This is a genomic window from Candidatus Phycosocius spiralis (genome assembly GCF_030158815.1).
Taxonomy (GTDB): domain Bacteria; phylum Pseudomonadota; class Alphaproteobacteria; order Caulobacterales; family Aquidulcibacteraceae; genus Aquidulcibacter; species Aquidulcibacter spiralis.
The window spans coordinates 110,536-125,000 of record NZ_BPFZ01000006.1 but is presented as its reverse complement, the minus strand read 5'-3'; the positions used below and the strand labels follow the sequence as shown (position 1 = coordinate 125,000).

The window sequence follows — 14,465 nt, the reverse complement described above, 5'->3', positions numbered from 1 at the left end:
TTGGTGCGATATTCGGCCACCATGAAGCGAATAGGGCCTTCAAGGCCGTTTTCGCCTTGAACTTGTATGATCAGTTTGCCTTCAAATTTTAGGCTTGCGCCAACCAATGCCGATAGGGTCAATAACTCGCCCAAAAGTTTAGCCACACATTCGGGGTAGGCATGACGCTGTAAAATTTCATCGACCGTAGCAGGGCCTAAGCGGACGATACGACCGCGAACCGGCTCACCATCAATCTGAAAGGCCGCGACAATATCTTCGGCTGCGGCCATCGGGTCGGCATCGGGGTCAGACTTAATCAGTCCTGAAGTCATGGGTCTGTCCTTTATGCCAAACACCAAGTGAGGATGGCCTTTTGTGCATGGATTCGGTTTTCGGCTTCATCAAAAATCCGACTTTGGGGCCCATCTATTACCGCGCCTGTCACTTCTTCACCGCGATGGGCGGGCATGCAGTGCAGGAAAATCGCTTCTGGCTTGGCCTTTTCCATCAAGCGCTCATTGACTTGATAAGGTCCAAGCGCTTGCATGCGTTCACCAATATTGGTGTCGCCCATGGATACCCAGGTATCGGTCACAACACAATCTGCATCGGCTACCGCTTTGTCCGGATCATCGAATAACTCAATCAGCGCACCTTGGCCGCGCGCGGCCTCCACGATTTTTTGGTGCGGCGCAAAGCTAACTGGGCAAGCTACTGCTATACTAAAACCGAGTTTTGCGCCGGCATGAATCAGACTGGTCAGGACATTATTGCCGTCTCCCACCCAAGCGATGCGTGCACCCTTCAGTGTAATCCCAGCTTCTTCCATCGTCATTAAATCGGCAATGATCTGACACGGGTGGGAGAAATCGGTCAGACCATTAATGACGGGTACATTTGCATAGCGCGCCATATCCATAACACTTTGATGGCTATTGGCGCGCAACATAATCACATCCACCATGCGTGAAAGAACTTGGGCGGTATCAGATATGGGCTCACCACGCCCAATTTGGCTGGTCGCCGCATCCATTACCAAAGTTTGCCCACCCAATTGGCGCATCGCTACGTCAAATGACACCCTTGTACGCGTTGAGTTTTTTTCAAAGATGGCGGCCAGCACATGGCCCGCCAAAGGCGCATCGGTATCGACCCGCCCCTTTGGCCAACCCGAGCGGGCTATCTTACGTGCGTGGGCCTCGTCCAGAATAGCGCGCACATCCCCCGGGCTGAGGGCGTCAATATCCAAAAAGTGACGCATTGAAATTGTCCTTACTGCGCCCGTTTAGGCAGCAGCTTTTTGCTGTTCGCGTGCAGCGGCTAAGGCAGCATCGAGAATGGAAATCGCCTCTGACACATGTTCGGTCGATACAATCAGCGGCGGGGCCAACCGCAAGACGTTTTGGCCAGCAGTACCAACCAGCATGCCATGCTCAAAACACAATTGGCGCACTTTGAGGGGATCCATCGTCAGCTTGATTCCAGCCAATAAGCCCTTGCCGCGAACATCCACCACCAAATCAGGGTAGCGGTCTTTCAGCCCTGCCAAGCCCTGATGCAAATGGTTGGCGACATCCCTCACATGCTCGAGAAACTGAGGCTGAGTAATCTCATCAAATACAGCGTGACCAACCGCCATCGCCAAGGGATTGCCGCCAAAGGTAGAGCCATGAACCCCCTTGACCATGCCACTGGACGCGTGCGCAGTCGCTAAACAAGCCCCCATCGGGAAACCGCCGCCCATGCCCTTGGCCACAGCCATCACATCGGGGGTAATGCCAGCCCATTCATGGGCAAACAATTTGCCAGTGCGCCCAGCACCTGATTGAACCTCATCAAATATCAACAACAGGCCATGCTCATCACATAGTGCGCGCAAGCCTTGTAGACAGTCGGTGGGGACAGCGCGCACACCGCCCTCACCTTGCACTGGCTCAATCATGATGGCAGCGGTTGTTGGCGTGATCGCGGCTTTAAGGGCTTCATGATCGCCAAACGGAAGTTGTAGATAACCAGGCAGTGGCGGGCCAAACCCCGCTAGATATGTGGGATTGGCCGCTGCATTGATCGCACCATAGGAGCGGCCATGAAATGCGCCTTCAAAACTCAAAATATCGATTTTCTCTGGATGACCATTGGCGGAATGATATTTCCGGGTGAGCTTCAAGCAAGCCTCAATCGCTTCGGTCCCAGAATTGGCAAAAAACACAACATCCGCGAAGGTGGCTTTTGTATATTTTTCCGCCAGAGAGCGCTGGAGCTCGGTCTGATACATGTTGGACATGTGCCAGATTTTATTGGCTTGCGCGGTGATGGCCGCAACCAGCTTTGGGTGGCAATGCCCCAGACAATTGGTGGCGATGCCCGCAATAAAATCCAAATAGCGTTTACCTTCAGCCGTAAAGACATCAACACCACGGCCTTGCACGAAATCGGCTGGGGCGGGGGAATAGACAGGCATTAAGGGTGCAGCGCTCACGGAACATTCTCCAAATTTGGGGGTGCCTTAACGGCACAGACGACAAAGGGCTCGCTCACACTTGGCAATCCCTGTTTGGTGTACATGGTGTGTGCACCATTAAAATCGAAGACCTTTTACATCCTTATGCCCGCGTGCGCCACCCCGTCTTGAACACGTACCAACAGACGACCACGAGAACCAAACTGATTGTCCCGGTCGAAACCGCGCTAACCATGACATTGGCATCGGCATGATTGGTCAAGCCATATCTAAACCCATCGATTAAATGAAAAACCGGGTTCCACATAGAGATCGCATGAAAGGGTTCAGGCAAAACAGTAATTGAGTAAAAGGTCCCTGATAAAAAGGTCAAAGGCGTGATCACAAAACTGGTTACAAAGGCCAAATTATCAAATTTATCAGCCCAAATGCCGCCCAATACACCAAAGGCACCAAACATGATGGCTCCAACCAAGCCAAAATAAATCGTCCACCCCAAATGCTTGGGTAGGACATTAGCAAACAACATGATGGAAATCGCCATCGCCAAAGCGACCAAGAGGCCACGCGTTGTAGCTCCAGCAATAAAACCTACAGTTAGCTCTTCGGCGGACAAAGGTGGCATTATAAAATCAACGGCAGTATTTTGTACCTTTGCAACGATCAGCGATGAAGATGAATTGGCAAAAGCATTTTGAATGATAGATAGCATGATGAGGCCAGGGGCTAAAAAGTCCGCAAACGGTATCCCGCTCATCACCCTTTTGTCGGCCCCAAAAGCCATGACAAATACCACCATTAAAAGCCATGTTGATACCACTGGGCCAAAGATTGTCTGAACCGCAACCTTCCAGAATCGTCGGACTTCGCGCAGATAAAGAGTTTGTAGGCCGATCCAATTGACCGCGCCATAGGTGCGTGGGGCCTGCGGATTCGCTGTATGTTTCATCGGCTTAATGTGGCCTCCTCCCCGCTTAAAGGAAAGACCTTTCACACACTATGCCCTGTCCTTGGCGCGCAGTTTTGCTTAGTTTGTGCAGTATGAATCGTTTCATGCAAACTCTCACCCAAAAATCGGGTCCATTGATCATGGGCATCATCAATGTGACACCCGATAGTTTTTCCGATGGGGGCCAGTTTCAATCGTTGGACGCCTGCCTAGCTTATGCCATGACTTTGATCGAGGATGGGGCCGATATCCTCGATGTCGGCGGGGAAAGTACGCGTCCAGGCGCTGATCTGGTAGCGATTGAGGAAGAGTTAGCCCGAGTTGTACCCGTGATCTCTGCTATTCGGCAAAGCAGTAACATCGCACTCTCAATCGATACGCGAAAGCCAGAAGTTGCGCGCGCGTGTGTTGCGGCAGGGGCCGATTGTTGGAATGATGTCACAGCGCTCACCTATAGTGCGCATAGCATGGCCATAGCTGTGGCTTTAGATGTACCAGTGGTTTTGATGCATGCTCAAGGTGATCCCAAAACCATGCAACAGGCTCCCTGTTACCGCGATGTGACGGTGGATGTGTTGAATTATCTGGTTAGTCGGATCGGGCAGGCCGTGCATGCAGGGGTCAAACTTGAGCATATTATTATAGATCCAGGCATCGGCTTTGGCAAAACCGTAGTGCATAATCTAACCCTTATGCGCGATCTTGGCCGGATCGCGGCTTTGGGCAGGCCTGTTTTATTGGGTGCTTCACGCAAGCGCTTTATCGGCGCATTGGATCAAGACGCAACCCCCGATGCGCGTCTAGGAGGCTCATTAGCGGCGGCACTATGGTGCGCAGATCAAGGTGCCAGAATTTTGCGGGTTCATGATGTAGCCCAAACCCGCCAAGCACTGAAAATCCATCAAGCATTGCAAGATGATACGCTATAAGAGCCAGTTAAAGGCGCACACAGTAAGGATAGGACGATGACGAATTCACCTAAAGGCCGCGTTCTCATCATCGCTGGGAGCGATAGTGGCGGCGGCGCTGGAATTCAAGGCGATATCAAGGCCGTAACCGCATTAGGTGGTTTTGCCATGACCGCAGTAACCGCCATTACCGTGCAAAACACCATGGGCGTGTTTGATGTTCACCCCGTGCCCCTTCCTATCATTACCGATCAAATCGCCTGCGTGACCCGCGATTTGGGGCTTGATGCGGTCAAGACCGGGATGTTGGGCAATGTTGAGATTGTCGAAGGTGTGGCTGAAGCCTTACAAACCTATACGAAGGGGGCGCCACGGGTGATTGATCCAGTTATGATCGCCAAAAGCGGCCATCCTTTATTAGAAGCGCGAGCGATTGGGGCGGTCAAAAGCCTGATGATTCCGCTCGCCTCCCTCCTCACTCCTAATGCGCCAGAGGCGGAGCGCTTAACCGATCTATCCGTCGATGGCATCAACGGGCAACGCCGGGCGGCAGAACGTTTATTGAGACTTGGTGCTTCTGGTGTCCTTGTCAAAGGCGGGCATATAGCTGGCACAACTTTCAGCGATGTGTTGGCAACCCATAAAGGCGAAGTGTTTTTTGAGACCCAAAGAATGAATACCACCTCAACCCATGGCACAGGGTGCACCTTAGCCAGCGCTATCGCGGCCCACCTCAGTCAAGGCGTAGAATTGGAAGAAGCGGTGGAGCGCGCGCGAGCTTATCTCCTGCAAGCTATGTTGACTGCACCAGGTTTTGGCAAAGGCCATGGCCCCTTAAACCACGCATGGCCGGTTCAGAACTAAGTGATGGTTTTGAGGACCGTTTAATTGAATTCATCTGCCCCAATTCCTAAAGGATGCAGGGTTTGCCCCCTAATTGCGACGCTGAGTGCCCGATTGACGTTAAGTCTCTGGGGCAGTTTCTAGGACCGCTTGGATTAAGTGAACGGGTTGCAATCCCGAACATTGTATCCCCGATTATGAGATACTTTTTTCGATTTCGATACATCTTGAAAGGTCGAAGATGTGGTGATCAAGGATGTTAAGCGCACCTATCCTATACATCTCACACCCTTGAACGAGCTCGAAACCAAGTACGTGACCATCTGTGATATGAGGGCCGCTTTGGCAGTCCCAATCCCCCTTATTGAGCGCAATCAAAGCTTTGGACCGCTCATGATGAATGATTTGCCGTGGGCTAGAAGCTAGAAGCCGATGTTAAGATCAACATCGCCAACCCTTTTAACATGGAAGGTGTTTAGCCATGGTGCTACGCCCACATCCAAACCGCTGCCAAACGAATTTTACCCATGCAAAGGTGGCGAGCATTCAAGCGCGCTGGCCGGAGGTTCAATTTAAGGATAACTGATATGCGCCAGTTTCTTGTAGATGCGTTCGCCTCACGTCCATTTACGGGCAACCCTGCCTGCGTCGTCGAGCCATTTGATGTATGGCCAGATGCCGCTTGGATGCAAACTTTGGCGATGGAAAACAATCAGGCCGAAACAGCCTTTTTACTCAAAACAAAAGACCCGGCACGCTTTGGATTGCGCTGGTTCACCCCCGTACTTGAAGTTCCTTTATGCGGCCACGCAACTTTAGCCTCCGCCCATGTTTTGTTTAGGGAGATAGGGGTTCAGGTTCCTGTCCTGACCTTTGATACCATGAGTGGGCCATTGATGGTGCGTGCACCGGATAAAGGCTATCTTGAAATGAATTTCCCTGCCAACAACCCTGTCCAGATTGAGACTCCCGAAGGTTTAGCACAAGCCTTGGGAGCAGAAATCGTTGAAACCTGGGTCGGCAATTATGCCGTTGTCATTGTGAAGAATGAGACTGTCTTACGCGGGCTTAAGCCGAACCTTGCCGAGATTGAACGAATTTGCACCAAGGATATGATTCGAGAGCGGGGCAGTCTTGTTGTATCTGCCTTCGCCGATCCAGATGCTGATTATGAGGTCGTTAGCCGCTTTTTTGCACCGGGCTCTGGTATTGACGAAGACCCCGTGACTGGCTCCGCCCATTGCATTATTACGCCCTTGTTTTGTGACAAATTGGGCAAATCAGTCATAGACTGTTTTCAAGCCTATCCGGGTCGTGGCGGGGCTTTGACCTGCGAAGTTATCGGAGATCGCGTATTGTTGCGCGGTTCGGCTGTGACTGTACTCGACGGGCAATTGCGGGTTTAGCCCACTTTCTTGTTGGACTACTTCCCCCTAAACCCGTGGTCAAACTGCTGGAGATCAAATAATGGCCAATCCTGAATGGAAGCGCGTTGAGGCGCATATGAACCGGGTGTTCCGCACAAGCGATGTGGCGCTTAAGCCCCGTTCGGGCGTGAAGGATTCGATGGAAGTCTATCTGGGCCCCGAATTCCTGGGTACCGTTTATATCGATGAAGAAGAAGGCGAGACGTCCTACATCTTTGAAATGGCCATTTTGGACATTGATCTGGAAGGCTAACAAAAGGCCCGCCAAGCATTATCCATGACGGGCCTTGTCATTGTGTTGGGTTAAGCCGCTACAGCACGCTCAACATGCTCGCCACCAATGGATGGCGGACGATATCGACATCGGCGAGGCGCACCACTGCAACATCGCTGAGCGTATCAAGCGCATCGGCAATTTGGCGCAGGCCCGAAAGTTCCGGCAATAAATCCGTTTGCGCAGGGTCGCCCGTGACCACCATGGTTGAGTGCCAGCCCAGGCGGGTTAAGAGCATTTTGAGCTGGCCATAAGTGCAGTTTTGCGCCTCATCAATCACAACAAAGGCATTGTTCAAGGTCCGCCCGCGCATAAAGCCGATGGGCGCAATTTCAATCAGCCCTTCCATCATCATCGCTTTCAAGCGCTTCGGGCTCAAACGATCTGACAAAGCGTCCATTAAAGGGCGCAGATAGGGGGCGAGCTTTTCTTCCATGTGGCCGGGTAAAAAGCCGATCGATTCGCCTGCTTCAACCGCAGGTCGTGACAACACTATGCGCGAAACCCGTCCAGCATCAAGTGCATCGACCGCTTTTGCAATCGCCAAATAGGTTTTGCCCGTGCCAGCAGGACCAATCGCCACCACGAGGGGATTTGTATCTATGGCATCCAAGAATCTTTCTTGACCAGCCGTGCGTGGTTTCACCTTTTTCAAGAAGCTTTGCTCGCGATCGGCCCCATCGTCCTTTGCTGTCGGGCTCCAGCCAAACAAAGCACGGACATTGGATTCTTCTTGTGTGTAAGAACCGTGTTTCGGCGTACCCAAAGCATTTGGTTGACATTGGCGGGCGTGCTCGACTTGGTCACGGGTACGGCGAACTGCTGGGCGTTTAGCCATGTATTTGCTCCTTAAGGACAGTCTTTATGGAAACAAAAAAAAGGCCGCAGACCAGAAGGCTTGCGGCGGACACAGTGAGATGGGTAAGCCAGATACATAGAGAACTACCCCGGGGGAGAACCAGCCCAAAAGCTGCTGGCAATCCTGGGGAGCAGAAATATGGTCCAAATCGGGTCGCGACAGCGATCACTAGGCCCCCTTACGCAAGTCAGTCCCGAAGACATCTTCGGCTTGGCCGCGAATCTCTATTGCGATGTCACCTTAGCAGAGTAAACAGAGATTTAACGTCGCAAAAACTTATTCAAAGGAAGAAAAACTGTGACACAGCTGTTGAGTGCCTTTTCATTGGGCGATATGTCCCCAAAAGTGCCAGAATCGGGCAATTATTGGATCGCCCCCACTGCAAGCGTTGTTGGCCATTGTGTTTTAGAGGAGAATGCAAGTATCTGGTTCAACGCGGTTTTGCGTGGCGATAATGATGTCATCACAATTGGGGAAAACACCAATGTTCAAGATGGCGCCATTTTGCACACAGATGATGGCATCCCGCTGGCATTGGGTTCCTACGTCACTGTCGGCCATCTGGCGATGCTACACGGCTGTAGTGTGGGAGACAATAGTTTGATCGGCATTGGGGCGGTAGTGCTCAATCGTGCTGTCATTGGTAAGAATTGCATCATAGGAGCCAAAGCTCTGATCCCCGAAGGCAAGATCATCCCAGACAATAGTTTGGTGATGGGGGCACCTGGCAAAGTGGTGCGTGAAGTTAGCAAGCATGAAGCCCAATTCCTGACGGGATCGGCTTTGCATTATGTGAACAATTGGCAGCGCTATAAAGCGTCATTACGGCCTTTGCCTTTGCCGCCGACGAGGGCGTCATAAAACTGGCATCTATGTGCCCTAGAAAAGTTTCAATACTTATTCCTTTGAAGGTGGCCATGCTACTTGATCAACGCGTTTGGATGACCGTTTTGCTAGCCTCTTGCTGGTTAACCGCCTGTGCGACACCATTCTCGATGGTGTCGAGCTTTAATTCCTCACTGCCCGCCGTGAACATAGCAGCGCGCGGTCAAACGGTTCCGGTTGGCACACCCAATCAAGATGCCGCCGATGATCCAGCGATTTGGCGCAATAAATCTATGCCCACCGCCAGCCTTATCATCGGGACGGACAAAAAGGCGGGCCTTTATGTCTATGATTTGGACGGCCAGATCAAAAGTTTTAACGACGCTGGACATGTAAATAATGTGGATTTACGCGACGAAGTAATGGTGCAGGGTCGAAGTAGCATTCTGGTAGTTGCCAGTGACCGTAATGATCTTAAGACAGCCAAATTGGCTTTGTTCAGTCTCAACCCCACCACGGCTAAGCTGGTTGAGCTTGGCATAGTCGATGCGGGTGCCGGGGAAGCCTATGGGATTTGCCTCTACCGTGACGCTGTTAGCCTTTATGCTTTTATGGTCCTAAAAGATGGAACCATCAATCAGGTAAGCCTTAATACCAGGGGGGCTGTGCCCACCGGCCAGATCGTGCGCACGATGAAGCTTGCGACCCAATCAGAAGGCTGCGTGGCCGACGATGCGACAGGTCAGCTTTATGTCGCAGAAGAGGATGTTGGCCTTTGGCGCTTTCAAGCCGCCGCCACTGCTGCCACGACGCCCATTAAAGTCGCGCCAGCTGACGGCAAACAGATTGTCGCCGATGCAGAAGGTGTGGCTTTAGCCCATGTGGGAAACCAAGCGCGCTATGTGATAGTCTCAAGCCAAGGTGATAATGCTTATGCGGTTTATCGGACCCGTGACGACACATTGGTAGGCCGGTTTCGCATCACCGGCGGCATTATTGGCTCAACGGAGGAGACCGATGGCATTGAGCTGATCACCGGCGATTTTGGCCCCGCTTATCCAGGTGGATTATTTATCGCGCAAGACGGACATAATGCCAAAGGCGCGCAGAACTTTAAGCTCGTTGCGTGGAACGACATCAAAGCCGCACTGGGTATTGCCGACTGAACGAACCTATATTGCGCCGTGACAGGCCTTAAAGCGCTTACCCGATCCACAAGGACATGGTGAATTACGCGGAGTTGACTGCCAAGCTCTGGGCATTGGGCCCTTTGGGGAAGTAACCAGATCTTGTGTCCTTATCGCAGGTGCGCTCAGCCAACTTGGATTAGCGCCAAAACCATCACCAATCGTGGTTCCAAATCCACCCTCGATGTGGGTGTTCGATTGGCCAAAATCGCCCGACAGCATGGTGGGGTCAGGGGCCATCAATTGCACATTCATCAAAAAGCGGGTCACATCTTTACGCAAATCAGAGCGCATGGCTTCAAACATGGAAAACGCATCTGTTTTGTACTCAATCAGTGGGTCGCGCTGACCATAGCCGCGTAGATGAATGACGGAGCGCAAATGGTCCACTTGCACCAAATGTTCCCGCCATTTTAGATCGATGGTTTGCAAGAGGACTTGCTTTTCGATGTAACGCGATTGCTGCTCACCCATGAGGGCAACTTTCTCAGCCCACACCCGATCGGAAGCCTCTAAGATGGCCTGACGAATATCGTTGTCATCAACACCTTCTTGGGATGCCATCTCTTTAATAGGGATCTTTATGCCCAAAAGGTCTTGAACGTCAACTTCAAGCCCTTCGGTATCCCATTGTTCAGGAAGTTGCTTTGGGGGCATATAATATTCGCATAGGCTGTCGATAACCTCATGGCGCATATGCAAGACGGTCTCTTCCACATCTTCGGTGCGCATAAATTCTTTGCGCTCTTCAAAGATTTGCTTGCGTTGATCATTGATCACGTCATCATATTTCAACAAGTTTTTTCGGATTTCAAAGTTGCGGGCTTCCACGCGCTTTTGGCTGATTTCCATGGCTTTATTGAGCATGCGCTCTTCAATCGGCTCATCTTCATCTACCTTGAGGGCGCGCAATACACCGGCCATCCGCTCACCGCCAAAAATGCGCAACAGATCGTCGTCACATGAGATGTAAAAGCGGCTTTTGCCCGGGTCACCTTGGCGTCCCGTTCGACCACGAAGCTGGTTATCGATCCGCCGACTTTCATGGCGCTCGGTTCCTAAAACATAAAGACCACCCAATTCCATCGCTTTGGCTTTTTTGACCGCGATGTCGGCCACAATTTCTTCTTGCAGGGTTGCAATTTCGCTGGGCGTCATCGCCCGTCCCCAAGCCGCTTCACGGGCTTTACGCTCTTTGTCGGTGCGCATTTCAAGATTGCCACCCAACTGAATATCCGTACCCCGGCCCGCCATATTCGTTGCAATAGTTACAGCGCCTGGAACCCCGGCTTCGGCAACAATTTCTGCTTCTTCAGCGTGCTTATGTGCATTGAGCACGGAGTGGGGTATGTTTTCAGCGCTCAAGAGTGAGGAAATCAATTCCGATTTTTCAATTGAGGCGGTACCAACCAGAATCGGCTGACCTTTTTCATAGGTATTGCGAATGTCTTGGATGATGGCCTTATGCTTACCCGTAGCATTCTGATAAATAAGGTCAAACTCGTCGACACGGGCGACAGGCCGATTGGTTGGGATTTCAACCACCTGCAACTTGTAAATATCTTCAAATTCGGCCGCTTCAGTTTGGGCTGTCCCCGTCATACCGGCAAGCTTTGAATATAGGCGAAAGTAGTTTTGAAACGTGATGGACGCGAGAGTTTGATTTTCAGGCTGAACGGGCACCTTTTCCTTAGCTTCAATCGCTTGATGGAGCCCTTCGGACAAGCGCCTGCCCGTCATCATGCGGCCGGTAAATTCATCAATCAAAACCACCTCATCGTCTTTGACGATATAGTCTTTATCGCGCGTATAGAGCACATGTGCACGTAGGGCTTGGTTTGCATGGTGCACGATGGTGGTGTTGACCGCTTCATAGAGCGCGCCTTCAAGGAGCCCACGCTCGCGCATCAAATCTTCAATATGTTCAGAGCCCTTTTCAGTATAAACGGCTGAGCGCTGTTTCTCATCATGCTCATAATCTTCATCGTCTAGGAGATAAATCAGTTCATCAATCGAGCGGTAAAATTCAGAGCGATCATCGGTTGGGCCTGAGATGATCAAGGGTGTGCGGGCTTCATCAATCAAGATGGAATCGACCTCATCCACGATGGCGAAATGATGGTCTCGTTGGACCATTTCATCCAAGCTATATTTCAAGTTATCGCGCAGATAATCAAAGCCAAACTCGTTATTGGTGCCATAAGTAATGTCTTTAGCATAATTGACTCTGCGCTCTTGATCTTCGAGGCCTGGAATAATCACACCCGTTTGCAGCCCCAAAAAGCTGTAGATTTGGCCCATCCATTGTGCATCACGCTTGGCCAAATAGTCGTTGACCGTGACAACATGAACCCCCTTGCCCTCTAAGGCATTGAGATAGACGGGGGCCGTCGCCACCAAGGTTTTACCCTCACCTGTACGCATTTCAGCAATCGCACCAGAATGAAGCACCATGCCACCAACTAATTGTACATCATAATGACGTTGCCCAATCGATCGCTTGGCAGCCTCACGTACGACGGCAAAAGCTTCATCAAGAATATCATCGAGTTTGGCCCCCGCTTCCAATTTGGCTTTAAATTCATTGGTTTTTCCGCGCAAAGCATCGTCGCTTAGTGCTTGAATATCGCCTTCTAACGGATTGATCCGTTGTTCCACGCGATGCAACAGGGATCTGACGCGGCGTTCGTTAGAGGAGCCGAACAACTTCTTGACAATCGTAAGCATAAATTTCCGCGCCTGACTGATCGCCGGACTACCCGGCATGACGATGTCCATACGTAAAGCATGGGGCGCGACAACCGCACCTGACTATCAACAACGACCCGTGAGGTAGGAAAGCGGCGAAAGCATGTCAACGCACACCCCTGCACTCTACAAGAAATCGGTGCGATAAATTGTCCCAATGCCAGTATTTGCAAGCAAGGTCACCGAAAAAAACACTAAACGACAATCGTGGACGACTTGGTCACATTGGCCAAGCTCAAAAGACTGCTGACTAAAGCCAAGCGTTATTTTCGCTTGCCCGCTTGCTTTGATCACGCCAAATAAAATCAAATGGACACTTAAGGCAGCACGGGAGACAGTTCATGACACTAGCTTCAGCCGAGGATCGTTTTGACTATATCATCGTTGGCGCGGGAAGTGCTGGTTGTGTGCTGGCCAATCGATTGACCGAAGACCCTAGCGTTCGGGTCTTATTGCTGGAAGCCGGTGGTCGGAACAATTCCTTGCTGGTACGGATGCCTGCCGGGGTTGGCACCCTGATCAAGGGCAAGAATGCGCATAATTGGGGCTTTATGACAGAGGCCCAAAGCGAGCTTAACAATCGCACCATGTATTGGCCACGCGGCAAGGGCTGGGGTGGGTCGAGCTCGATCAACGGCATGATTTACATCCGTGGCCACGCCCGTGATTATGATCAATGGGCACAATTGGGGCTTAAGGGCTGGAGTTTTTCTGACGTTCTGCCTTACTTTAAGCGTTCTGAGACGCTCGAAACCGGGGGGGATGATTTTCATGGTACCTCTGGTCCACTCCATGTTTCGTGGGGCAAATCAACCAATCCCTTATATCAAGCTATTATTGAAGCCGCGGTGCAGGCCGGCCACAAAAAGTCCGACGACTTTAATGGGCATGACCAAGAGGGCTTTGGCTCTTACCAATTGACGATCAAGGATGGGGAGCGTTGGTCAGCCTCGTTTGCCTATTTAAAGCCTGCGTTAGGGCGACCCAATCTGGCTGTGCGTAGCCACGCTTATACCACCAAGCTCTTGCTCGAAGACAAAGTGTGCGTCGGCGCTGAATATGCCCATGATGAAAATTCGCCGCGCACCCGCGTTTATGCCAATAAGGAAGTTTTGGTGTGCGCTGGCGCGGTACAATCGCCCCAAATCTTGATGGTTTCAGGTATTGGCCCCGCCCAAAGTCTCCAAAAAGCAGGCGTGGAAGTTGTAGTTGATAGCCAAAATGTGGGCCAAAACCTGCAAGATCATTTGGACGTTTTATTGCTGCAAGAATGCACCCAGCCCATAACGGCCTTTTCTTTGAACCGCGGCTTAAAACAATATCTAACGGCGCTAACCTATTTGCTCCGCAAAGAAGGACTGGGGCGCGAAAACTTCCTAGAATCAGGCGGTTTCGCGAAATCCCGCAAAGGCCTAGATCGCCCGGACCTCCAATTTCACTTCGTCAACGCCTTAGTAGAACAGCATGGGAAGATTAAAGCCATGACAGACGGTTTCTCGCTCCATATCTGTTATTTGCGACCTGAAAGCCGGGGAGAAATCACCCTTGCCAATGCCAACCCATTTGCGGCCCCTGTCATTGATCCGCGCTATTTGACCGCCGAAGAAGACCGCCGTGCCTTGCGAGAAGGCCTTAAAATGGCCCGCCATATTATGGCCCAACCTGCCCTTGCCCCCTATCGTGGCCCAGAATTTAAGCCTGGAGCCGAGGTTCAATCCGACGATGAGATTGATGCCTTCATCAAAGCCACAGCGGAGACAATTTACCACCCGATCGGCACGTGTCGGATGGGCAGCGATAAGGCTTCGGTCGTGGATAAGGATTGCAAGGTTCGCGGCGTCAAGAATCTGCGCATCGTGGACGCTTCGGTGATGCCAAACCTGATAGGTGGCAATACCAATGCACCAACCATCATGATAGCCGAAAAAATCTCCGACCATATTCGCGGCAAGAAGTTTTTAGCCCCACAAGAGGTTACAATTGCTAATCCCTAAGCGGGCAA

General features: G+C 51.4%; 13 protein-coding genes (1 of these 13 running past the window's edge). 7 read left to right on the top strand and 6 right to left on the bottom strand.

What is annotated here, in order from left to right; translation table 11 throughout:
* The 4 genes from hslO to PsB1_RS06325 form a co-directional block, all read right to left on the bottom strand.
* Positions 1-314, bottom strand: partial view of an Hsp33 family molecular chaperone HslO gene (gene hslO, locus PsB1_RS06340; RefSeq protein ID WP_284359835.1) — the 5' portion only. It extends 637 nt beyond the left edge of the window; the window shows 314 of its 951 coding nt (coding positions 1-314); its start codon is at positions 312-314; the stop codon falls past the left edge of the window.
* An 11-nt stretch (positions 315-325) separates the two neighbouring features.
* Positions 326-1,243 carry an ornithine carbamoyltransferase gene (gene argF, locus PsB1_RS06335; RefSeq protein WP_284359834.1) on the bottom strand — a complete coding sequence of 306 codons (918 nt, stop codon included), beginning with the start codon at positions 1,241-1,243 and terminating at the stop codon, positions 326-328.
* Positions 1,244-1,267: 24 nt separating this feature from the next.
* A complete protein-coding gene (locus tag PsB1_RS06330; RefSeq protein ID WP_284359874.1) occupies positions 1,268-2,443 on the bottom strand; it encodes an aspartate aminotransferase family protein in 1,176 nt (391 codons plus the stop codon).
* Positions 2,444-2,585: 142 nt separating this feature from the next.
* Positions 2,586-3,392 (bottom strand): ABC transporter permease, encoded by an 807-nt coding sequence (locus tag PsB1_RS06325; RefSeq protein WP_284359833.1) that lies wholly within the window; start codon positions 3,390-3,392, stop codon positions 2,586-2,588.
* Positions 3,393-3,496: 104 nt separating this feature from the next.
* Here PsB1_RS06325 and folP point away from each other — a divergent pair, with 104 nt between their 5' ends.
* The 4 genes from folP (at position 3,497) to PsB1_RS06305 (ending at position 6,823) form a co-directional block, all read left to right on the top strand.
* Complete coding sequence (gene folP, locus PsB1_RS06320) at positions 3,497-4,321, top strand: dihydropteroate synthase (protein WP_284359832.1); 825 nt, start codon at positions 3,497-3,499, stop codon at positions 4,319-4,321.
* 36 nt (positions 4,322-4,357) lie between these two features.
* Positions 4,358-5,164 carry a bifunctional hydroxymethylpyrimidine kinase/phosphomethylpyrimidine kinase gene (gene thiD / locus PsB1_RS06315; RefSeq protein ID WP_284359831.1) on the top strand — a complete coding sequence of 269 codons (807 nt, stop codon included), beginning with the start codon at positions 4,358-4,360 and terminating at the stop codon, positions 5,162-5,164.
* 566 nt (positions 5,165-5,730) lie between these two features.
* Positions 5,731-6,549 carry a PhzF family protein gene (locus PsB1_RS06310; RefSeq protein ID WP_284359830.1) on the top strand — a complete coding sequence of 273 codons (819 nt, stop codon included), beginning with the start codon at positions 5,731-5,733 and terminating at the stop codon, positions 6,547-6,549.
* A gap of 61 nt (positions 6,550-6,610) precedes the next feature.
* Positions 6,611-6,823, top strand: coding sequence for a DUF3126 family protein (locus tag PsB1_RS06305; RefSeq protein ID WP_284359829.1), 213 nt, complete (start codon positions 6,611-6,613; stop codon positions 6,821-6,823).
* Between the two features lie 58 nt (positions 6,824-6,881).
* Here the strand turns inward: PsB1_RS06305 and PsB1_RS06300 are convergent, their stop codons facing one another.
* Positions 6,882-7,682, bottom strand: coding sequence for a PhoH family protein (locus tag PsB1_RS06300; protein ID WP_420887885.1), 801 nt, complete (start codon positions 7,680-7,682; stop codon positions 6,882-6,884).
* Positions 7,683-8,012: 330 nt separating this feature from the next.
* Here PsB1_RS06300 and PsB1_RS06295 point away from each other — a divergent pair, with 330 nt between their 5' ends.
* Complete coding sequence (locus PsB1_RS06295; protein WP_284359872.1) at positions 8,013-8,564, top strand: gamma carbonic anhydrase family protein; 552 nt, start codon at positions 8,013-8,015, stop codon at positions 8,562-8,564.
* 56 nt (positions 8,565-8,620) lie between these two features.
* Entirely contained in the window at positions 8,621-9,694 is a 1,074-nt protein-coding gene (locus PsB1_RS06290) for a phytase (protein ID WP_284359828.1), read from the top strand.
* A gap of 6 nt (positions 9,695-9,700) precedes the next feature.
* On the opposite strand, the gene secA is transcribed toward PsB1_RS06290, so the two are convergent.
* The gene (gene secA / locus PsB1_RS06285) at positions 9,701-12,442 is read right to left on the bottom strand and encodes a preprotein translocase subunit SecA (protein ID WP_284359825.1); all 2,742 of its coding nucleotides are present in this window, start codon (positions 12,440-12,442) and stop codon (positions 9,701-9,703) included.
* 362 nt (positions 12,443-12,804) lie between these two features.
* On the opposite strand from secA, the gene PsB1_RS06280 reads away from it, so the two are divergent.
* Complete coding sequence (locus PsB1_RS06280) at positions 12,805-14,457, top strand: choline dehydrogenase (RefSeq protein WP_284359824.1); 1,653 nt, start codon at positions 12,805-12,807, stop codon at positions 14,455-14,457.
* Positions 14,458-14,465: the final 8 nt, after the last annotated feature.

Coding starts and splice junctions, on each gene's coding strand:
- PsB1_RS06330 (WP_284359874.1), bottom strand. CDS start 2,443: ATGCCTGTCTATTCCCCCGCCCCAGCCGATTTCGTGCAAGGCCGTGGT.
- PsB1_RS06325 (WP_284359833.1), bottom strand. CDS start 3,392: ATGAAACATACAGCGAATCCGCAGGCCCCACGCACCTATGGCGCGGTC.
- PsB1_RS06290 (WP_284359828.1), top strand. CDS start 8,621: ATGCTACTTGATCAACGCGTTTGGATGACCGTTTTGCTAGCCTCTTGC.
- PsB1_RS06305 (WP_284359829.1), top strand. CDS start 6,611: ATGGCCAATCCTGAATGGAAGCGCGTTGAGGCGCATATGAACCGGGTG.
- secA (WP_284359825.1), bottom strand. CDS start 12,442: ATGCTTACGATTGTCAAGAAGTTGTTCGGCTCCTCTAACGAACGCCGC.
- PsB1_RS06310 (WP_284359830.1), top strand. CDS start 5,731: ATGCGCCAGTTTCTTGTAGATGCGTTCGCCTCACGTCCATTTACGGGC.
- thiD (WP_284359831.1), top strand. CDS start 4,358: ATGACGAATTCACCTAAAGGCCGCGTTCTCATCATCGCTGGGAGCGAT.
- PsB1_RS06300 (WP_420887885.1), bottom strand. CDS start 7,682: ATGGCTAAACGCCCAGCAGTTCGCCGTACCCGTGACCAAGTCGAGCAC.
- folP (WP_284359832.1), top strand. CDS start 3,497: ATGCAAACTCTCACCCAAAAATCGGGTCCATTGATCATGGGCATCATC.
- PsB1_RS06280 (WP_284359824.1), top strand. CDS start 12,805: ATGACACTAGCTTCAGCCGAGGATCGTTTTGACTATATCATCGTTGGC.
- argF (WP_284359834.1), bottom strand. CDS start 1,243: ATGCGTCACTTTTTGGATATTGACGCCCTCAGCCCGGGGGATGTGCGC.